General features: G+C 62.0%; 18 protein-coding genes. 11 read left to right on the top strand and 7 right to left on the bottom strand.

The genetic code is table 11. The features are described 5' to 3' along the window. On the bottom strand, positions 1 to 858 hold the full coding sequence (locus PSEBG33_RS21940; protein ID WP_005784988.1) for a LysR family transcriptional regulator: 858 nt from the start codon (positions 856 to 858) through the stop codon (positions 1 to 3). Between the two features lie 112 nt (positions 859 to 970). Between PSEBG33_RS21940 and PSEBG33_RS21945 the strand changes: the two genes are divergently transcribed. Continuing rightward, positions 971 to 2,158, top strand: a complete 1,188-nt coding sequence (locus PSEBG33_RS21945; protein ID WP_005784987.1) for an MFS transporter — start codon at positions 971 to 973, stop codon at positions 2,156 to 2,158. Continuing rightward, complete coding sequence (locus PSEBG33_RS21950; RefSeq protein ID WP_005784985.1) at positions 2,151 to 2,552, top strand: hypothetical protein; 402 nt, start codon at positions 2,151 to 2,153, stop codon at positions 2,550 to 2,552. Before PSEBG33_RS21945 ends, PSEBG33_RS21950 begins: the two co-directional genes overlap by 8 nt. A 506-nt stretch (positions 2,553 to 3,058) precedes the next feature. Here the strand turns inward: PSEBG33_RS21950 and PSEBG33_RS21955 are convergent. Genes PSEBG33_RS21955 through PSEBG33_RS21970 form a run of 4 tightly spaced genes read right to left on the bottom strand, consistent with a single transcriptional unit; the run spans position 3,059 to position 7,819 of the window. Beyond that, positions 3,059 to 3,919 carry an HlyD family secretion protein gene (locus tag PSEBG33_RS21955; protein WP_005784984.1) on the bottom strand — a complete coding sequence of 287 codons (861 nt, stop codon included), beginning with the start codon at positions 3,917 to 3,919 and terminating at the stop codon, positions 3,059 to 3,061. Positions 3,920 to 3,929: 10 nt separating this feature from the next. Then, entirely contained in the window at positions 3,930 to 4,130 is a 201-nt protein-coding gene (locus PSEBG33_RS21960; RefSeq protein WP_005784982.1) for a DUF1656 domain-containing protein, read from the bottom strand. Further along, positions 4,120 to 6,297, bottom strand: a complete 2,178-nt coding sequence (locus PSEBG33_RS21965; RefSeq protein WP_005784980.1) for an FUSC family protein — start codon at positions 6,295 to 6,297, stop codon at positions 4,120 to 4,122. Before PSEBG33_RS21965 ends, PSEBG33_RS21960 begins: the two co-directional genes overlap by 11 nt. Positions 6,298 to 6,307: 10 nt before the next feature. Beyond that, a complete protein-coding gene (locus PSEBG33_RS21970) occupies positions 6,308 to 7,819 on the bottom strand; it encodes an efflux transporter outer membrane subunit (RefSeq protein ID WP_005784978.1) in 1,512 nt (503 codons plus the stop codon). 181 nt (positions 7,820 to 8,000) lie between these two features. Here PSEBG33_RS21970 and PSEBG33_RS21975 point away from each other — a divergent pair, with 181 nt between their 5' ends. The 5 genes from PSEBG33_RS21975 (at position 8,001) to PSEBG33_RS21995 (ending at position 12,527) form a co-directional block, all read left to right on the top strand. Then, complete coding sequence (locus PSEBG33_RS21975) at positions 8,001 to 8,969, top strand: LysR family transcriptional regulator (RefSeq protein WP_005784976.1); 969 nt, start codon at positions 8,001 to 8,003, stop codon at positions 8,967 to 8,969. 144 nt (positions 8,970 to 9,113) lie between these two features. Next, positions 9,114 to 10,088 (top strand): 2-hydroxyacid dehydrogenase, encoded by a 975-nt coding sequence (locus PSEBG33_RS21980; protein ID WP_005784974.1) that lies wholly within the window; start codon positions 9,114 to 9,116, stop codon positions 10,086 to 10,088. 198 nt (positions 10,089 to 10,286) lie between these two features. Further along, positions 10,287 to 11,189, top strand: a complete 903-nt coding sequence (locus PSEBG33_RS21985) for a chemotaxis protein CheV (protein WP_005784972.1) — start codon at positions 10,287 to 10,289, stop codon at positions 11,187 to 11,189. 3 nt (positions 11,190 to 11,192) lie between these two features. Further along, entirely contained in the window at positions 11,193 to 11,675 is a 483-nt protein-coding gene (locus tag PSEBG33_RS21990; protein WP_005784970.1) for a GNAT family N-acetyltransferase, read from the top strand. Between the two features lie 108 nt (positions 11,676 to 11,783). Beyond that, complete coding sequence (locus PSEBG33_RS21995; protein ID WP_005784968.1) at positions 11,784 to 12,527, top strand: YkgJ family cysteine cluster protein; 744 nt, start codon at positions 11,784 to 11,786, stop codon at positions 12,525 to 12,527. 51 nt (positions 12,528 to 12,578) lie between these two features. On the opposite strand, the gene PSEBG33_RS22000 is transcribed toward PSEBG33_RS21995, so the two are convergent. Together PSEBG33_RS22000 and PSEBG33_RS22005 are read right to left on the bottom strand one after the other, a co-directional pair. Continuing rightward, entirely contained in the window at positions 12,579 to 13,361 is a 783-nt protein-coding gene (locus tag PSEBG33_RS22000) for a transporter substrate-binding domain-containing protein (RefSeq protein ID WP_005784966.1), read from the bottom strand. Positions 13,362 to 13,523: 162 nt separating this feature from the next. After that, positions 13,524 to 13,757 (bottom strand): hypothetical protein, encoded by a 234-nt coding sequence (locus PSEBG33_RS22005; protein WP_005784964.1) that lies wholly within the window; start codon positions 13,755 to 13,757, stop codon positions 13,524 to 13,526. Between the two features lie 193 nt (positions 13,758 to 13,950). Between PSEBG33_RS22005 and PSEBG33_RS22010 the strand changes: the two genes are divergently transcribed. The 4 genes from PSEBG33_RS22010 to PSEBG33_RS22025 are packed head-to-tail and all read left to right on the top strand — an operon-like array spanning position 13,951 to position 20,248. Continuing rightward, entirely contained in the window at positions 13,951 to 15,117 is a 1,167-nt protein-coding gene (locus PSEBG33_RS22010; protein WP_005784962.1) for an efflux RND transporter periplasmic adaptor subunit, read from the top strand. Next, positions 15,114 to 18,209: a multidrug efflux RND transporter permease subunit gene (locus tag PSEBG33_RS22015; protein ID WP_005784960.1), complete on the top strand. Its 3,096-nt coding sequence runs from the start codon at positions 15,114 to 15,116 to the stop codon at positions 18,207 to 18,209. Before PSEBG33_RS22010 ends, PSEBG33_RS22015 begins: the two co-directional genes overlap by 4 nt. 7 nt (positions 18,210 to 18,216) lie before the next feature. Next, on the top strand, positions 18,217 to 18,894 hold the full coding sequence (locus PSEBG33_RS22020; RefSeq protein WP_005784958.1) for a heavy metal response regulator transcription factor: 678 nt from the start codon (positions 18,217 to 18,219) through the stop codon (positions 18,892 to 18,894). After that, positions 18,884 to 20,248: a heavy metal sensor histidine kinase gene (locus PSEBG33_RS22025; protein ID WP_005784956.1), complete on the top strand. Its 1,365-nt coding sequence runs from the start codon at positions 18,884 to 18,886 to the stop codon at positions 20,246 to 20,248. Before PSEBG33_RS22020 ends, PSEBG33_RS22025 begins: the two co-directional genes overlap by 11 nt. Positions 20,249 to 20,881: the final 633 nt, after the last annotated feature.

Here is a 20,881-nt window from a genome sequence, read left to right as displayed (position 1 = left end):
TTATCCCTTCATAAAATCAATAAACGCCCGCACCTTAAGCGGCAAATGCCGGGTATCCGGATACATCGCGTAGACCCCTTGAGGCGCGAAGCGATGGTCCGCCAACACACGCACCAGCCGTCCCGCCTCCAAATCCTCCTGCACAAGCCACTGTGGCAAGATCGCCACACCGTGGCCACGCACCGCAAACGCCTGGAGCACCGCCGCACTGTCGGCCACCAAGGCGGCCGGACCTGCGCGGTATTGATGCTCATCACCGACAGGGTTGGTCACGCTCAACTCAGTCAAGCGACCATGGCCCAGCCTGGGCACCTGCTCCAACTCCTCCAGGGTCTGAACGCCCGCAAACGCTGGCGCCGCGACAGCGAACACTTCAAACGTCGACAACTGCACCGCCCGATGATTGGAGTCCAGCAAGCGCCCCAGCCGAATCGCCACGTCAAAACGCTCGGAGATCAAATCGGCGTGGGTGGAGGATGTGGATAAGTGGATATTCAGGTCCGGGTGCAGGCGGCGAAACGCTTCCACCGCCGGGGCGACCACGGCCAGGGCATACTCGACTGTGGTGGTGATGCGCAGCGTACCTTTGAGCTGCGCATGTTCGGAACGGGCCTCTTCCACCGCCAGGCGCGCCTCTTCGAGCATTCGTGTGCAGCGCAGGTAGAAACGTTCGCCGGCATCGGTGAGCGCCAGTTGGCGAGTGTTGCGGGTCAGCAGGGTGACGCCCAACTCCGCCTCCAGGCGCTTGAGGTTGAAGCTGACCACGGCGCGGGTCTGGCCGAGCAGATCCGCGGCGGCCGTGAGCGAGCCGGCCTCGACCACGGCCTTGAAGGTGTCGAATCGATCCAGGCTGACCATGGGCCACGCCCTCCGTTTGTCAAAATATTTTTGACAAACTAACAGGCAAACCGAGGTATCCCAAACCCTGCTTGCCGCCTACCCTGCGCGCTTCATTCGCAGGATCGCGTTCATGACCTACCGCTCTAAAGTCGCCTGGATCTTTCTACTGGGCTTTGCCCTGGACCTGGTGAACATGTTTGTCGCCACCGTCGCCTACCCGGACATCGCCCGCGAACTGCACGCCTCGGTCACGCAGCTGGCGTGGATCAGTAATGCCTACATGCTCGGGCTAACGGTGATCATTCCCTTGAGCGTGTGGCTGGCGGCGCTCATGGGCGAGCGCACCCTGATCGCCACCAGCCTGCTGCTGTTTGCCGGGGCATCGGTGATGGTCGGCCAGGCCGGCTCCATCGAGACGTTGATTGGCTGGCGCGCTGTGCAGGGGCTCGGTGGCGGCTTGCTGATTCCAGTGGGGCAAGCCATGGCTTACCGACACTTTCCCGCGGCCGAGCGCAGCCAGTTGACGGCGCGGGTCATGTCGGTGGCATTGCTGGTACCGGCATTGTCTCCAGCGCTGGGTGGGGTGATTGTCGACAGCCTGTCCTGGCGCTGGATTTTCTACGCCAACCTGCCTCTGGCGCTGGTGACCCTGCTGCTGGCGCTGCTGTGGATAAAACCCGATGTGCCTTCCACCGTACGCCCGCCCCTGGACCTGGGCAGTATGTTCAAACAAGCCGCCAGCCCGATGCTGCGTGTGGCAATGCTGGTTTACCTGTGTATTCCGGGGATATTTATCGGCACCAGCCTGATCGCCATCCTCTACGTGCGTGACCTGGGGTATGACGCCACCCAGACCGGCGCACTCATGTTGCCGTGGGCATTGGCCTCAGCCGTGGCGATCTACCTGAGCAAGCAACTCTTCAATCGTTGTGGCCCGAAACCCTTGCTGGTGGCGGGCATGGCGCTGCAATGCGGCGGCATCCTGTTGCTCAACGAGCCGGCGCTGATGATTGCGGCCTACGTCCTGATGGGCCTGGGCGGCAGCCTGTGCAGCAGCACCGCACAGACCCTGGCCTTTCTGGATATTCCCGCCGAGCGCATGGGCCACGCCAGCGCGTTATGGAACATGAACCGGCAAGTGAGCTTCTGCGTGGGCGCCGCCTTGCTCAGTGCAGTACTGTCGACCTTGGATTCCTTCGCCATAACCTTCACGATAGCGGCAGCTCTGACCCTGTTGCCGCTTTTCGCAGTGCTGCGTCTGGATGCGTCCAAGGTACGCAGGCTGCTTCACCCTTGCAGCGAGCCCAACCATGATTGACTACAGCGATTTTTTTGAAGAAGTGATCCAGACTCATGTCGAGATCGAGCAGTGGTTTGCCGGCGTTGCGCCTGAGGGCACGCTGCAAAATCTGCTGGCGCGCTTCTCACCGGAGTTCAGCATGGTCGCGCCGGCCACCGGTACGCGGGTCAACAGGGCCGGGGTCAATGCGTTGTTCACGCGCCTGGGTGGGATGCGGCCGGGGTTGAAAATCACCTTGAGTGAAATGACCGGGATTGATCGTCATGCGCGGGGAGCCACGGTGACGTATCGCGAGCATCAGCTGGATGACAGTGGCACCCAGACAGATCGCCGCGCCACGGTGGTGTTCGAGAAGCAGGCCAGTGGTGCGCTTTTGTGGCGTCACTTGCATGAGACGTTCATCAAGGCTTAACGCGGGCCTGAATGTGGGAGAGGGCTTGCCCCCGATGAGCATAGATATCTACACAATTTTGTAGTCGCCAATGGTAACCACGATGCGAAGCGAGCCGCTCTTGCTCTTGATCTGCTTTTGATCTTAGGCGCCCCGTTAAACCACGCTGGCCGGAATTCGACAGGGATTTGGGGGGTAAACCGGCAGGGATGCCGGTTTAGCCGCCCCGCGCCATGGATGGCGCGTGGCGGCGGCCCCCCAAATCACTGTCGGATTACGGGCACACCGAGCCTAAGCGAGGTGCCGAGTGGTGGGGCAAGAGCCCTTTGGTTACTTTGGGGCTCTTTTCCAAAGTGACCCGCTGTAAAAGCGGAACCAATAGCAGCCGTTACCCAAATAACGGATATGTACTCGGTCTGATCCAACATCCTGGTCGGCTGTCAGGCCGCCATCGGGGGCAAGCCCCCTCCCACAGGGTCCCGCGGTGTACCGAAAAGTTGTGTAGATACTCATGCCCCTCCCACATTTCAGTTTTGTGTTGGATTGACGATCACAGTGCAGGTAATCCCTGCCGCCAACAACACGCCTTCCGGCACTTCATCAATCTGAATCCGCACCGGCACACGCTGAGCCAGGCGCACCCAGTTGAACGTCGGGTTCACATCGGCAATCAGCTCGCGGCTCTCGGGGTTGTCGCGGTCGTAGATGCCACGGGAGATGCTCTCCACATGGCCCTTGAGGGTTTCGCCGCTCATCAATTGCATGTCGGCTTTATCTCCAACGTTGACGCGGGGCAGCTTGGTTTCTTCAAAGAAGCCATAGACCCAGAACGAATTCATATCCACCACCGCCATCTTCGCCTCGCCGATGCGCGCATAATCGCCGCGATGCACGTTGAGGTTGGTGACGTAGCCGTCCACCGCCGCCAGCACGCGGGTGCGTTTCAGGTTGAGTTCGGCAGCTTCCAGTTGCGCCAGGGCGTGCTGGTAATCGGCCAGGGCCGAGTCGGCGATGTTGCTGGCGTCGTCGCGGTTTTCCCTGGAAATCACCAGGGCGTCGAGGTCGGCGCGGCGGTGGGCGTTGAGCTTGCGCATCTCCCAGGTGGCCTTGCGTGAAGCCACCAGCGATTGCGCCTGCTTGACCGCGATGCGGTAATGCTCGGGGTCGATCTGCATCAGCAGGTCGCCTTTTTTCACCAACTGGTTATCGCGTACCGGCACCTCTACCACTTCGCCGGTAACGTCCGCCGCGACGTTGATGATGTCGGCGCGCACGCGGCCGTCGCGGGTCCATGGCGTTTGCATGTAGTGCACCCACAACGTGCGGCCAATCCAGATCGCCAGGGCCAGCACCAGCAAGGTCGCGAGCAGGCTGAAAAACTTTTTCATCGGGGCATTCTCAACGGTAGACGCTCAGCGCCAGGGCGCCGAACAGGCAAGCAAACAGGCTCAGGCGCAACAGCGCCGGGTGCCAGAAAAACCGGTACAGGTCGAACCCGGCCAGAAAGCGATCAATCGCCCAGGCCAGCCCGGCGGCGATCAGGAACATCAGGGTCATGGTCGGCATATAGATGCCGTGGAATGCGATTTCACGGGGCATTCGAGGCTCCTTTGAGGGCCGCCAGTGGCGATTGCGGGTCGAGCAACGAGGTGCGGATAAAGTGCAGGTAGCTCTTTACCCGGCGCAGGGCTGAGGTATCGAAGTGCGGGGCGAAAGGTTCGTCGGTGGCCTGCACGCGGCTGATCGCATGGTCGACGGCGATCAAGCCGCGCTCCAGGTTGCTGGCGCTGGGTTGCAGGAACAACCGCACCAGCGAACGGCCCATCACGCGGATCGCCTGGCGCCACGGCTGGGACTCGGCATAGGCCGGATGCACCGGCAGAATCGCCTGTTCCTTGCGCAACTCGATGATTGCGTGACCGACCTCCAGCACCACGAACATCCAGCGCAACAGGTCGCGTTGCACCTGCGGCTGGCCAGCCGCGAGGCCATAAGCCTGGTGCAGCAGGTCGCGGGTACGGCTTTCAAAACTCGACGCCAGGCCCTTGAGCTTGCCGCTGATCGCATACACCACCTGCTCACGCAGGTCCTGCTCCAGGCGGCGCCACAGCCAGCGGCTGTTGGGCGGCAGGATGATCGCCCCCGCCGCCGCGCACACCAACATGCCGATGACCATGGCGATGTAGTCGTTGATAAAGGTGTAAGGGTTGTAGACCGTGAGGTTGTCCGGCACCGAGCCGGTGCTGAAGAAAATCAACAGGCCCACGCCGACACCGGCGTACTGCGGGCGGGAGGAGAGGAAAGCACCGAAGATGATCACCGGTGCGAGCATCACGCACAGCAGCGGGAAGCCATCGATCAAGGGGAACACGAAGAACATTTCGACAAAGCCGACCAAGGCGCCGATCAAGGTGCCGCAGGCCATCTGGAACGCCATGCGCTTGGGGTTGGGTGTGGCAGCGGAGAGGCCCACCGTGGCCGCCGCGATCAGGGTCATGGTCGCGCCGCTGGGCCAGGCGGTGGCTACCCAGTAACTGCCCAGCACGATCAGGATAAACGAAGCCCGCACCCCGGCGGCGGCGCAGGCCAGCCAGTTGGTTTTTGGCGTATAGGCTTCGTGCCAGTCTTCCCGCGCATGGCGGTGGTCAGCCAGGGACGCGTGGGTTTGCGCGTAGTTGTGCAGGTCGTCAACGAAGCGGTACAGCAGCTCGTAGGCCGTATGAAAGTCCAACTGCTCGGCTTCGGTCGGGTTATCGCCCTGGAAGCTCGCCCGCAGGCTGCGCACCTTGGCGGGCAGGTCGTCCTTGTAGGCGCTCAGTTGGTTGACCAGGCGCGCGGCGTCCGGGCTGGTGAGGGCGCGACCGGAGAAGCTGTCGAGCACTTCGGCCAGGTCTTGCAGCCCGGGCTTGATCGCTGCGACCACATGATCGGCCTCATCGGCACGCAAGCGTTCAAGCAACTGGTGCAAGGCGTTGAAGCGCGTGGTGATGCTCATGAATTCGCTGTTGAGGCGACTGAGCCGCCCGTTGCGTCGGCGCATGTGCGGGTCTTCGAATACGGTGACGCTGCGCAGCCCTTCCAGACCCACGGCTTCGGCGATAAAACGCACGTTACTGGCCTCGAACCCTTCGCGCTGGCTGCGCCCGCGCAGGCCGTCGGTGACGAACAGCGCGAACACGCCAAAGCGCTGGTACAGCGCGTTGCGCATGGCGGCGCTGGAGGTCTGCGGCAGGATGGCGGCGCTGACCACTGTCGAGCACAGAATCCCCAGGGAGATTTCCAGCACCCGCCACACCGCTGCCATAAAGGCGCCGTCCGGGTGGGCCAGTGCCGGCAGGCCGACCATCGCGGCGGTGTAGCCGGCAAGCACAAACCCATAGGCGCGGAAGTTGCGGTTGCGCGTAGCGCCAGCGGTACAAATGCCCACCCAGATCGCCAGCGCACCGAGGAACAGTTCGGTGTTCTGCGCAAACAAGGCGATCAGCAGCACCATCACCGCCGAGCCTGCCAGGGTGCCGAGGAAACGGTAGAAACTCTTGGCGAACACCTGGCCGCTCTGGGGCTGCATCACGATAAACACGGTGATCATCGCGGTGCGCGGTTGCGGCAGTTCCAGGCGCATCGCCAGCCACAGCGTGAGGAACGCGGCGACCAGCACCTTGAAGATATACACCCAGGTCACGCCGTCGCTGCGTGCCCAGTCGAAAAAGCCACGGCGCCACTCAAGGGAATGCAGCCAGCGCAGCGGTGCAGGCAAGGAAGTCATCGAATCCTACTCAGTGGTCGAACACGGCAAGTGCCGCCGGGGTCTTGCTTGGAAGGGTCTTGGCATCCTGGGGCACATCGTTGCCGGCACCTAGGCCGCCACCCAAGGCGGTCACCAGTTCGGCGTGGGCACTCAGGCGCGCCGCCTGCACCTGTTGCTCGACCTGTTGCTGACGGAACAGCAGGGTCTGGGCGTTGAGCACATTGAGGTAGTCGGTGAGGCCACGCTGGTAGGCGACCATCGCGATGTCGTAGGTCTTCTGCGCCGAGGCCACCGACTGCGCGGCGAAAGCCGACTGCTTGTCCATGGACTCGCGGCGGATCAACTGGTCGCTGATGCCCTTGAGCGCATTGACCAGCGTCTGGTTGTACTGGGCGACCGCGATGTCATAGCCGGCACTGGCTTCGCCCAATTGAGCACGCAGGCGGCCGCCATCAAAGATCGGCAAGGTGATCGCCGGACCGACGTTGTAGTTGAATTTCTTCCCCGCCAGGAATTCCAGCATGCCGCCGCCGGTGGCCATGTAGCCGAGGCTGCCGACCAGGTCGACGTTGGGGTAGAAACCGGCGTGGGCCACATCAATGCCACGGGCCTGGGCCGCCACCTGCCAGCGGCTGGCGACCACGTCCGGGCGTTGACCGAGCAACTGCGCCGGCAGGCTCGAAGGCAGTTTCAAAGGTGCCGCGAGGGCCAGGCACGGGCGTTGCAACTGCGCGCCCTCGCCCGGGCCTTTGCCCGCCAGCGCCGCCAGCTGGTTACGGCTCAAGGCGATTTCTTCGTCAAGGGCATCCAGCTGGCGATGGGTTTCCGGCAGCGGGCTTTCGGCCTGGCTGACGTCGAAGTGCGTGCCGATCCCGGCGGCCAGGCGTTTGTGGGCCAGGTCGAGAATCTGCTGTTGCTGGGCCAGGGTGGCGGCGACGATATCGCGGTTGGCGTAATGCAACGACAACTGGATATAGGCGCGCACCACGTTGTTCTGCAGTTCGAGCTGGGCCTGACGTGCTTCGGCAGCGCTCATGTGCGCCAGGTCGACCGCACGTTCGGTGCTGTTGCTTTCCCGCCCCCACAGGTCGAGGGCGTAACTCAGGCCTAGGGACGAGTTGTTGTCCCAGGTGTTGGCGCCGCTCAATTCGCCGGGGCCGTAGAACTGATCTTTCGGCCAGTTGTGGCGCTTGAGGGTGGTGTCGCTGTTGATCTGCAACGACTCGGCCGACTCCGCAACCCCGGCCAGCGCCCGCGCTTGCCGCACGCGTGCGGCGGCCACGGCCAGGCTGGGACTGTTCTGGGTGGCGAGTTCGACCCAACGGTTGAGCTGCGGGTCGCCGTAGGCTTGCCACCATTGGGCGGTGGGCCAATGGGCATCCTGGGAGGCGTCTTGAATGGCTTCATCGGTGGCCAGGGTATTGGCGTTGAGGGCCTGGCCTTGGGGGGCAATTCCTCCGGTTCCGATGCAACCGCTGATGGCTAACGATAAGGCCCAAACACTGAGAGTCTTCAGCTCTCTGCTGATGCGACGCGGCACGGCAAGCGAATTCCTGAGAGGTGTTGCGCAAGAGGTGGCGCAATTCTAGGCGGCGGCATGGAGGACGATAAGCTGGCATTCCTGTGAATCTTTGTTACCGTTCAGGCGATAATCCGTTGGTAGGGATCACTGGTCGGCGTAACTTTCTGTCACAATTTGTCATCTCCCTTGAGAACACTCCATGGACACTTTGCAAAACATGCGCGCTTTCAGTTGCGTGGCCGAAGCCGGCAGCTTCACCGCCGCCGCCGCGCAACTGGACACCACCACGGCCAATGTCTCGCGCGCGGTCTCCAACCTTGAGGCCCACCTGCAAACCCGCTTGCTCAACCGCACCACCCGGCGCATCGCGCTGACCGAGGCCGGCAAACGTTATTTGCTGCGTTGCGAGCAGATCCTCGCCTACGTCGAAGAAGCCGAGGCCGAAGCCAGCGACGCCCACGCCCGCCCTGCCGGGCAGCTCAAAGTGCACACCATGACCGGCATCGGCCAGCATTTCGTCATCGACGCGATTGCCCGTTACCGCCGCACCCACCCCGACGTGACCTTCGACCTGACCCTGGCCAACCGCGTACCGGACCTGCTCGACGAGGGCTACGACGTGTCCATCGTGCTGGCCAGTGAACTGCCGGACTCGGGTTTCGTGTCCCAGCGCCTGGGCATCACCTACAGCATCGCCTGTGCTTCCCCGGAATACGTCAAGGCCAAGGGCTGTGCACAGCAGCCGCAGGATTTGCTCAACCATGCGTGCCTGCGCCTGGTCAGCCCGGTGATCCAACTGGACAAATGGACCTTCAACGGGCCTGAAGGCCAGGAAAGCGTGGCGATCAACAGCTCGCCGTTCCTGGTCAATTCGGCCGACGCGATGAAAACCGCAATCACCAGCGGCATGGGCGTCGGCCTGCTGCCGGTGTATGCCGCCATCGAAGGGCTGCGCAACGGCACGCTGGTGCGGGTGATGCCGACCTACCGCTCTCAGGAACTGAACCTGTACGCCATCTACCCTTCGCGCCAATACCTGGATGCGAAGATCAAGACCTGGGTGGAGTACCTGCGTGGTTCGTTGCCGGAGATCCTGGCGGCGCACCAGGCGGAGCTGGTGGCGTATGAGTTGAGCGGCGGCCTGGGTGGCACGCGCATTGCGACCTGATTTTGGAATGCTGCTTCCCAACCCTTATAAATTCATTGTGGGAGCTGGCTTGCCTGCGATGACGGTGGATCAGCCAATACAATAGTGACTGACATACCGCCATCGCAGGCAAGCCAGCTCCCACACGTTGAGTGGAGTTCTACAATGAAAAAGACTGTCCTGGCCTTCAGCCGCATCACCCCACCGATGATCGAACGCCTGCAACAGGATTTCGAGGTGATCGTGCCCAACCCCAAGCAGGGTGACATCAACGCGCAGTTCAACGACGCCCTGCCCCACTCCCACGGTTTGATCGGCGTGGGCCGCAAGCTGGGCCGTGAACAGCTTGAAGGCGCGAGCAAACTTGAAGTGGTGTCCAGCGTGTCGGTGGGCTACGACAACTACGACGTGCCGTACTTCAACGAGCGCGGCATCATGCTGACCAACACCCCCGATGTACTCACCGAGAGCACTGCCGACCTGGCCTTTGCGTTGCTGATGAGCAGCGCACGCCGGGTGGCCGAGCTGGACGCTTGGACCAAGGCCGGTCAGTGGAAAGCCAGCGTCGGCGCGCCGTTGTTTGGCTGCGATGTACATGGCAAGACCCTGGGCATCGTCGGCATGGGCAATATCGGCGCGGCCGTGGCCCGCCGTGGGCGCCTGGGTTTCAACATGCCGATCCTGTACAGCGGCAACAGCCGCAAGACCGCGCTGGAGCAAGAACTGGGCGCGCAGTTCCGTAGCCTGGACCAGTTGCTGGCCGAGGCGGATTTTGTCTGCCTGGTGGTGCCATTGAGCGACAAGACCCGTCACCTGATCAGCACGCGCGAATTAGGCCTGATGAAGCCCAGCGCGATCCTGATCAATATTTCCCGTGGGCCGGTGGTGGATGAACCGGCGCTGGTCGAAGCCCTGCAAACCCAGCAAATTCGCGGTGCCGGGCTGGATGTGTATGAAAAGGAACCGCTGGCCGAATCGCCGTTGTTCCAGTTGAGTAATGCCGTGACCCTGCCGCACGTCGGTTCGGCCACCGGTGAAACCCGCGAAGCCATGGCCAATCGTGCTTTGGATAACCTGCGCAGCGCCCTGCTGGGCCAACGCCCGCAGGACCTGGTGAACCCACAGGTCTGGAAGGGCTGATACATAACCCAATGTGGGAGGGGGCTTGCTCCCGATGGCGGTGGATCAGTTGTACATCTGCTGACTGACACGCCGATATCGGGAGCAAGCCCCCTCCCACATTAGCAGTGCCCGACACAAAATCCGGTTAAAGCCCAGGCCAGCCGAGTCGATAACCTTCCATAGATGATCGTCATCCCTGATCCACAGAAGGTTTTTATGTCCACCACCAAAGCCCGCGCAGACTCACTTTCGCTTCTGCTCTTTACCCTGCGCAGCGGCAAGCTGATGGCCATCAACCTGCTGAAAGTCAGTGAGATCATCCCCTGCCCGCCGCTGACCAAGCTGCCGGAGTCCCACCCGCACGTCAAAGGCATTGCCACCTTGCGCGGCACCTCGCTGTCGGTGATCGACTTGAGCCGCGCCCTCGGTGAAATGCCCTTGCAAGACCCGGACGGCGGCTGCCTGATCGTCACCGATGTCAGCCGTTCCAAGCAGGGTTTGCATGTGCAGGCAGTGAGCAAGATCGTGCATTGCCTGACCACTGATATCCGCCCGCCACCCTACGGCTCCGGGGGCAACCGTGCATTTATCACTGGGGTAACCCAAGTGGAAGGTGGCCTGGTACAGGTGCTGGATATCGAGAAAGTCATCCACGGCATCGCCCCGGCACCGATTGAAACGGCGCCGACCGACCTGACCATGGAAGAAGCCGAAGTGCTCGGCAACGCCCGCATCCTGGTGGTGGACGACAGTCAGGTGGCCTTGCAGCAGTCGGTACACACCCTGCGTAATCTCGGCCTGACCTGCCACACCGCGCGCAGCGCCAAGGAAGCCATCGACGTGTTGCTGGAGCTGCAAGGCACGGGCGAGCAGATCAATGTGGTGGTGTCGGATATCGAGATGTCCGAGATGGACGGCTACGCCCTCACCCGCACCCTGCGCGAAACCCCGGATTTCAAGGACCTCTACGTGCTGTTGCACACTTCCCTGGACAGCGCGATGAACAGCGAGAAAGCCCGCCTGGCCGGTGCCGATGCGGTGCTCACCAAGTTCTCCTCCCCGGAGCTGACCAAGTACCTGGTCATCGCCGCGCAAACCGTAGCGCAAAAGGGCCTGTAAGCAGTGGCCGAGTATTTCCAGCTGCTGCGTCGCGACCTCACGGGCAGCCTGCCCGCCCCGCAGTGGCCGGCGAATACCCGACTGGATCATTACCGTGATGAGCTGGCCCCGGCGATCCATGCCGTGTTGCGCATGACTCAAGACCAGGGCGGCGGCCGTGTCGCCAGCCTGGATGAATGGCGCCGACAGTTCGTGACCGATGCCGAGTGCGACCCGACGTTGTGCCTGGTCGCCATTAACGCCGACGGCATTCTCGGTGTCGCCCAGTGCTGGACCAGCGCCTTCATCAAGAACCTTGCGGTACACCCTTGCGCCCAGGGCCAGGGGCTGGGGCGCGCCTTGTTACTGCACAGCTTTCAGGTGTTCAAGCAGCGCGGCGAACCCTATGTCGACCTCAAGGTGCTGGAAAGCAACCTGCGTGCCCGGCAACTGTATGAAAGTGCCGATATGAGATTTGTCCTGCGCGACACAGTGCCCAAGGGCTGACAACCACTGGCGCATAACTTGCTTCCAGAGTGCCGAGCGGTCGATAGAGGTAAAAAACCCGTCACCCCTCAAGCGTGCCCTCTGACCTAGCCTGGTGACAGATCCGCCATGAACACTCAGTTTTCTTGCGTAGGTTGCGGCAAATGCTGCAGCGACCATCACGTCCCCCTGACCCTCGCAGAAGCCCGTAGCTGGGCGGCGGACGGCGGTAACGTCATCGTCCTGGTCGAGGGTTTCCTCGGCAACGGCCTGGGCCTGCCCCTGCAACAACGTGAGCACGCCGAGCGCCGATCGGTGAGCGTGCCCAGCGGCACTACCGAGGCGTTTGTGGCAATCACCTTTGCCGCCTATAACGCCGGACGCTGCCGGAATCTTGACGAAGACAACCTTTGCCGCATCTATGAACGGCGCCCACTGGTGTGCCGGATTTACCCGATGGAGATCAACCCGCATATCCCGCTGAATCCGAGTGCCAAGGATTGCCCGCCAGAATCCTGGGAACAGGGCCCGGCTTTGATCGTCGGTGGCGAGTTAATGGACAAGGAACTGGCTGAACTGATTGGCCGCTCGCGCCAGGCCGACCGTGACGATGTACAAACCAAGGAAGCGGTGTGTGCGTTGCTCGGCATTCGTACCACAGCGCTCAAGGGCGACGGCTTCACCGCCTACCTGCCGGATATGCAGGCGTTTGCCCAAGCTGTCGAACAGGCAGTGGTCCAGCCGAGCATGGCCAATGAGTGGGTGTTCCACGTATCCGGTATGGACATCGCCGAACAACTGCTGGACGCCGGGGCGCAGATTGCCACCGAAGTGCCGGCCAACTATGCGTTTATCTCGTTGCGGGCTGCCTGACCGCTGACGGGGATTTGACTGAGTCTGCTCCGGCATTGAGATCTATCGCGATCATGGAGTGGCAGGCGCTACATCCAGACGATAGGGCTGGAGGATGCGTTGGTATTCGCCGTTTTGCATCAGCTGTTCAAGCGCATGGTTCAGCTCATTGCGCAGCGCGGTATCAGGTTTGCGTACCGCGATAGCCACGCTGTTGCCCAACAGGCCCGATGACACCACAGGCCCCAGGAAACCGAAGTCCAGGCCGTCGGCTGTGTCGAGCAGCGCCTCACGGATCTCCACGGCACCTTGCAAGGTCGCATCGATATCACCCGACACCAGGCTCTGAACCAGTTGGTCGTTGAGCCAGAAACTTCTGATGATCACCCCCGCCGGTGCCCACTGCGAGAGCGCAAAGGCTTCACGATTACTCCTGACCAGCACCCCCACGCGCTTGCCCTTGAGCGAGCGCCGGCCAGGGGTCAAGCCTGAGCCTTTACGACCCACCAGGCGGGTGGTGATCGGGTAGAGGTCATCGGTAAAACTCACCCGTTGTCGGCGCCGACATGTCGGCGCCATGCCCATGATCGCGTCGAACTGCCGGGCTTCGAGGGCCGGAAAATTTTCCATGACGACTTGGTCAACCCAGATACAGCGCACGTTGAGTTGTTCGCACAAGGCATTGCCCAGTTCGATGTTCAGCCCCACCAGTTGCCCTTGCGGGTTGCGGCTCTGAAAGGGGGGAAAATGCGCGGCCACGGCGAAACGGATCTCGCGCCGCGGTTGAACGTCGCCCGCAACGGCCGTCGTCGAGAGCAAGAAGGCAAGCACTGCACAGAGGTGTATCAGGGCCACGGGAACGTCCTTTTCCGGAAAGCTTACTCACTCGTCCCGATGGAGCGTCATCGGGACGAAGCAAACGCTGTGCAAGCTTTCAAGAATCGACCGCGGACCTACAAGTAGAAATATCGACAGGCGACGTAGGCAACAGCCTATAACGCTAGCTTCGATTTAGCCTTAACGTTTACCCATCGAACGGCGCGTGCCTGGGGGTGCCATGCCAGGGGTCTTGGTATGGCCGTTCTTGGCGCCGCCTTTGTACCAGGGCTGGCTGGCGTTTTTGGCGCCTGCCAGTTCACCCGGCTTGAAGGGGAACTTGAATGCCGGGATCTCGGCTTTTTCAGCACTGTCGGCGGTGGCCGAATCGACGAGGTCGGCCGCTTCAACAGGGGGTTGGGTGGGGGAAGTCATAGGGGCTCCGGCACAGCTATAGGTGTAAAAACGCGAGTATACGGGGCCGAGGCTGCCAGCAGTAACTTCAAGCGACAGGCTCACACAGCCTAACTGTCACGGCTGTCAGTTTGCCGTCACCGTGCTGACGGTGAAACAGCGCTATAAAGCAGCTTTCCAAACTCCAACGTGCAGTTTGCGCCGGCGCCCTCCTATGCAGATCAAACGAAACATGGCCCTGATAGTAGGTGCCCTCCTGATACTGGCTGTCGCAGCCTGGGCATTGACCCGGCCGGTCAAAGCACGGCTGGCGGCGCCTACCGCCATTCCCGTGCGGGTGGTGAGCGTGACGCAACAGGATGTACCACGGTTTGTCAGCGGCATCGGCTCGGTGCTGTCGTTGCACAACGTGGTGATTCGCCCGCAGATCGACGGCATCCTCACCCGGTTGCTGGTCCAGGAAGGTCAGTCGGTGAAGGCCGGTGACCTGCTGGCGACCCTCGATGACCGCTCGATCCGCGCCAGCCTCGACCAGGCCAAGGCGCAACTGGGTGAAAGCCAGGCGCAGTTGCAAGTGGCACTGGTCAACCTCAAGCGCTACAAGGCGCTGAGCGTTGACGACGGCGTATCAAAGCAGACTTATGACCAGCAGCAGGCATTGGTGAACCAGCTCAGGGCCACCGTGCAAGGCAATCAGGCTGCGATTGATGCTGCTCAGGTACAACTTTCCTACACCCAGATTCGCTCCCCCGTCAGTGGTCGCGTGGGCATTCGCAGTGTGGATGAAGGTAATTTCCTGCGCATGAGCGACACCCAGGGGTTGTTCTCCGTCACCCAGCTCGACCCGATCGCCGTTGAGTTCTCCCTGCCGCAGCAGATGCTGCCGACCCTGCAGGGCCTGATCGCGGCGCCAACCCCGGCCAGCGTCGACGCCTACCTGGGCGCCGATACCGACGGCGACACCGGCCACCTGCTCGGCGAAGGCCACCTGAGCCTGATCGACAACCAGATCAGCTCCACCACCGGCACCCTGCGAGCCAAGGCCGAGTTCAACAACCCTGCGCAAAAGCTGTGGCCGGGGCAACTGGTGACCATCAAGATCCAGACGGCCCTCGACAAGCATGTTCTAGTGGTACCACCGACCGTAGTGCAGCGTGGGCTGGACGCGCACTTCGTGTACCGGGTCAACGGTAATAAAGCAGAAGTGGTGCCGGTACAGGTTGCCTATCAGAACAGCGAGATCAACATCATCACCGGCGTGCAGGCCGGGGACGTGCTGGTCAGCGACGGTCAGTCGCGGCTCAAGGCCGGCGCCCAGGTGGAAGTACTCAAGGAGCCACCACAGGTGATCCAGACCGCTGACGCCACGGTGCAACCATGAGCGGCAGCCGTTCGCCCTCGGCCTGGTGCGTTGATCACCCGGTAGCCACCCTGTTGTTGACGTTTGCCTTGGTACTGCTGGGGATCATCGCCTTCCCACGCCTGTCCATCGCCCCGCTGCCGGAAGCGGAATTTCCGACGATCCAGGTCACCGCGCAACTGCCCGGTGCCAGCCCGGACACCATGGCCTCATCAGTGGCCACGCCCCTGGAGGTGCAATTCAGTGCCATCCCCGGCGTGACCCAGATGACCTCCAGCAGCGCCTTGGGCTCAAGCCTTTTGACGTTGCAGTTCACCCTGGAAAAAAGCATCGACACCGCCGCCCAGGAAGTCCAGGCCGCAATCAACACCGCCTCCGGCAAGCTGCCCAGCGATATGCCGAACTTGCCGACCTGGAGAAAGGTCAACCCGGCCGACAGCCCGGTGCTGATCCTCAGCGTCAGTTCAGGCAGCATGCCCAGCACCGAGCTGAGTGATTACGTGGAAACCCTGCTGGCGCGCCAGATCAGCCAGATCGACGGCGTCGGCCAGATCAACATCACCGGCCAGCAACGCCCGGCGATTCGCGTGCAGGCCTCCCCCGACAAACTCGCGGCCATCGGCCTGACCCTCGCCGACATACGCCTGGCCATTCAGCAGTCGAGCCTCAACTTGGCCAAGGGCGCGATCTATGGCGAGAACAGCGTCTCGACCCTGTCGACCAACGACCAGCTGTTTCATCCCGAAGACTACGGCCAGTTAATCGTTTCCTACAAAGACGGCGCACCGGTTCAACTGCGCGATATCGCCAACGTCATCAATGGTTCGGAAAACGCCTACGTGCAAGCCTGGTCCGGCGATACGCCAGGGGTCAACCTGGTGATTTCGCGTCAGCCCGGCGCCAACATCGTCGAAACCGTCGACCGCATCCAGGCCGAACTGCCGCGCCTGCAAGGCATGTTGCCGGCCTCGGTGCAGGTCAGCGTATTGACCGACCGCACCAAGACCATCCGCGCCTCCCTGCATGAAGTGGAAATGACCCTGCTGATCGCCATCCTGCTAGTGGTGGCGGTGATGGCGCTGTTTTTGCGCCAGCTCTCGGCGACACTGATTGTGTCGGCCGTGCTGGGTGTATCGCTGGTGGCCAGTTTTGCCCTGATGTACGTGATGGGGTTCAGCCTGAACAACCTGACCCTGGTCGCTATCGTGATCGCCGTGGGCTTCGTGGTGGACGATGCGATTGTGGTGGTGGAGAACATCCATCGGCACCTGGAGGCCGGCCTGGGCCAGCGCGAAGCGGCGATCAAGGGGGCCGGCGAAATCGGTTTTACCGTGGTGTCCATCAGCTTCTCGCTGGTAGCGGCGTTTATTCCGCTGCTGTTCATGGGCGGTGTGGTCGGGCGGTTGTTCAAGGAATTCGCGCTGACGGCCACTTCGACCATCCTGATTTCGGTGGTGGTTTCGCTGACATTGGCGCCTACCCTGGCCGCCTTGTTCATGCGCGCACCGAGCCATCCTGCCCACGCCAAACCCTCCTTCAGCGAGCGCCTGCTGGCCGGCTACGCACGCAATCTGCGCCGGGCACTGGCGCACCAACGCAGCATGGCGGCGATCTTCGTGGTGACCCTGGCCTTGGCTGTGGTCGGTTATGTGTTTATCCCCAAGGGTTTCTTCCCGGTGCAGGACACCGGTTTCGTGCTCGGCACCAGCGAGGCGGCGGCCGATGTGTCGTACAAGGACATGGTTGCCAAGCACAAGGCCCTGGCGGACATCGTCAAGGCCGACCCGGCGGTGCAGGCGTTTTCCCACTCGGTGGGCGTCACCGGCAGCAACCAGACCATCGCCAACGGGCGCTTCTGGATTGCCTTGAAAGATCGCGGTGATCGCGACGTGTCCGCCAGCCAGTTCATCGACCGCCTGCGCCCGCAACTGGCGAAAGTGCCCGGTATCGTGCTGTACCTGCGCGCCGGCCAGGACATCAACTTGAGCTCCGGCCCCAGCCGCGCCCAGTACCAATACGTGCTCAAGAGCAACGACGGCCCGACGCTCAACACCTGGACCCAACGCCTCACGGAGAAACTGCGCAGCAACCCTGCGTTTCGTGACCTGTCCAACGACCTGCAACTGGGCGGCAGCATTACCCACATCAACATCGACCGCCAGGCCGCAGCCCGCTTCGGCCTGACCGCCACCGATGTCGACCAGGCGCTGTACGACGCCTTCGGCCAGCGCCAGATCAACGAGTTCCAGACCGAGATCAACCAGTACCAGGTGATACTCGAACTGGACAGCCAGCAACGCGGCAAGGCCGAAAGCCTCAACTACTTTTACCTGCGCTCGCCGCTGACCAACGAAATGGTGCCGCTGTCGGCACTGGCCAGGGTCGAGCCGCCCAGCGTGGGGCCCTTGTCCATCAGCCATGACGGCATGTTCCCCGCCGCCAACCTGTCGTTCAACCTGGCGCCCGGCGTGGCCCTGGGCGACGCGGTGATCATGCTCGACCAGGCCAAGAACGACATCGGTATGCCGAGCACCCTGATCGGCAACTTCCAGGGCGCAGCCCAGGCGTTCCAGAGTTCGCTGGCCAGCCAACCGTGGCTGATCCTCGCGGCGCTGGTGGCGGTGTACATCATCCTGGGTGTGCTGTACGAGAGTTTCGTGCACCCGCTGACGATCATTTCCACCCTGCCCTCGGCGGGCCTGGGTGCGCTGATCATGCTATGGCTGCTGGGCCAGGATTTTTCGATCATGGCCTTGATCGGCCTGGTGTTGCTGATCGGCATCGTCAAGAAAAACGGCATTTTGATGATCGACTTCGCCCTGGAAGCCCAGCGCGTGCGCGGGCTGACGCCGGAGGATGCGATTTATGAAGCCTGCGTCACGCGGTTCCGACCGATCATCATGACCACCCTCGCCGCCCTGCTCGGCGCGGTGCCCTTGATGCTGGGCTCGGGCCCGGGGGCGGAGCTGCGTCAACCGCTGGGCATTGCGGTGGTGGGTGGCTTGCTGGTGAGCCAGGCGCTGACGCTGTTCACGACTCCGGTCATATACTTGTACCTTGAACGGACTTTCCACAGGCCCAAACCAGCGCTGGCGCTGGCGACCACACACTGAGGCGGTCATGCGCGTCCTGATTATTGAAGATGAAGAAAAAACCGCAGACTACCTGCACCGTGGCCTGACAGAGCAAGGCTACACCGTCGATGTGGCACGCGAAGGCGTCGAGGGCCTGCACCTGGCGCTGGAGAATGAGTACGCGGTGATCGTGCTCGACGTGATGCTCCCCGGCCTGGACGGCTTTGGCGTATTGCGGGCGTTGCGCGCCCGCAAGCAGACGCCGGTGATCATGCTCACCGCCCGCGAGCGCGTGGAGGACCGCATTCGCGGCCTGCGTGAGGGCGCCGATGATTACCTGGGCAAGCCGTTTTCGTTTCTTGAGCTGGTGGCGCGCCTGCAAGCCCTGACCCGCCGCAGCGGCGGCCATGAGCCGGTGCAGGTAACCGTTGCCGACCTGTGGATCGACTTGATCAGCCGCAAGGCCAGTCGCAACGGTGTACGCCTGGACCTGACCGCCAAGGAGTTCTCGCTGCTCAGCGTGTTGGCGCGGCGCCAGGGAGAAATCCTGTCCAAGACCGCGATTGCCGAGATGGTCTGGGACATCAATTTCGACAGCGATGCCAACGTGGTGGAAGTGGCGATCAAGCGCCTGCGCGCCAAGCTCGACGGGCCGTTCGAACACAAGCTGCTGCACACCATTCGCGGCATGGGTTATGTACTGGAGAACCGTAGTGTCGGCTAATTCCATTGCCCTGCGTTTGAGCAGCATGTTCACTCTGGTGGCGCTGCTGATCTTCGTGCTGATCGGCGGCGCGCTGTACCAGCAGGTGGATCGCGGCCTGGGGTTGTTGCCGGGCGCCGAACTGGATGCGCGCTACAGCGTGCTGGAATCGTCGGTGAACCGCTTCGGCACGCCGGAGCATTGGGTCAAGATAAAGTCCAAGCTCAAGCTGCTGGGCGAAGAAGACAAGCGCATTCGATTCTGGGTGGTCAGCAGCGACCCGAGCTATGAATATGGCGAGCCGGACGCGCAAATCCGTGCCTTTGCACAGGGCCCGACGGGCAAGCGCGACCTGCGCCTGCCCGGCCACGCTTATCCGTTCAAGGTGCTGGTCAGCCAGTTTGCGGCCAAGGACCAGCGCCCGGCGTTGCGCTTTATGATCGCCATCGACACCGAAAACTTCCGCGCCACCCAGCATCATTTGCTGGTGGCGTTGATCAGCCTGGCAATGGTGGGTGTGGTCATGGCCGCGCTGCTGGGCTTCTGGGTTGCGCGCATCGGCTTGAAGCCACTGGAAAAGCTCTCCGACGAAGCGCGCAAACTCGCCCCGCCCAAACTCTCGGGGCGCTTGCAATTGTCACCGCTGCCACCGGAGTTGAGCCTCTTCGTCAATTCGTTCAATGCCACTCTCGACCGCGTGGAACAAGCCTACTCGCGCCTGGAATCGTTCAACGCCGACGTGGCCCATGAACTGCGCTCGCCGCTGACCAACCTGATCGGCCAGACCCAAGTCGCACTGACACGCGGGCGTTCGGCCGAGCACTATTTCGAGGTGTTGCAATCGAACCTGGAAGAGCTGGAACGGCTGCGCTCGATCATCAACGACATGCTGTTCCTCGCCAGCGCCGACCAGGGCAGCAAAGCCACCAAGCTGATCGAATGCTCCCTGGCCGATGAAGTGGCCACCACCCTCGATTACCTGGACTTCATCCTCGAAGACGCCCAGGTCCAGGTGCGCGTGCACGGCGATGCCCGGGTACAGATCGAAAAGGCCCACCTGCGGCGTGCGCTGATCAACCTGCTGAGCAATGCCGTGCAACACACCGCGCCCGGACAGGTTATCAACGTGCACATCCAAGTGCAGGGGCAACAGGTAGCGATTGGCGTGACCAACCCGGGCGAGACGATCGCCAGCGAACACTTGCCGCGCCTGTTCGAACGTTTCTACCGGGTGGATGCATCACGCAGCAACAGCGGGGCCAATCACGGGCTGGGGCTGGCTATCGTCAAGGCGATTGCGTTGATGCATGGCGGGGATGTGTTTGTGCGCAGCGAAGGCGGTGGCAATACCTTTGGTATCACCCTTCCGGTCTAAACAACTCGTTCAAAAATGTGGGAGCTGGCTTGCCTGCGATAGCCATAGGTATCTACACAACTTGATAGCAACCGACGGTAACCACGATGCGAAGCGAGTAGCTCTTGATCTTGATCTGCTTTTGATCTCAGGCGCCCCGTTAAACCACGCTGGCTGGAATCCGACATGGATTTGGGGGGTAAACCGGCAGGGATGCCGGTTTAGCCGCCCCGCGCCATGGATGGCGCGTGGCGGCGGCCCCCCAAATCCATGGCGGATTACGGGCACACCGAGCCTAAGCGAGGTGCCGAGTGTTGGGGCAAGAGCGTTTTGCTTACTTTTGTCTGGGCCGGCATTCCGGCTTTTCAAAAGTGAGCCGCTGTAAGAGCGGAACCAATAGCAGCCGTTACCTAAATAACGGATATGTACTCGGTCTGACCCAGCACCCTCGTCGGCCCTGAGGCCGCCAGCGGGAGCAAGCTCCCTCGCCACAGGTACAGCGCCGTACCAAAAGATGTGTAGATACCCATGCTGCGATAGCATCATCCCGGCGCGCGTGGCATACCGAGGTGTCTGCATCGCATGCAAGCCAGCTCCCACAGAAGATCCTATCGCCCACACTGTTGCGATTTGGGCAATAGTTATTATCTTGTT

Origin of the sequence: Pseudomonas synxantha BG33R (genome assembly GCF_000263715.2) — a bacterium.
In the GTDB taxonomy this organism is placed as follows: Bacteria; Pseudomonadota; Gammaproteobacteria; order Pseudomonadales; family Pseudomonadaceae; genus Aquipseudomonas; species Aquipseudomonas synxantha_A.
This window is presented reverse-complemented; position numbering and strand designations above follow the sequence as displayed.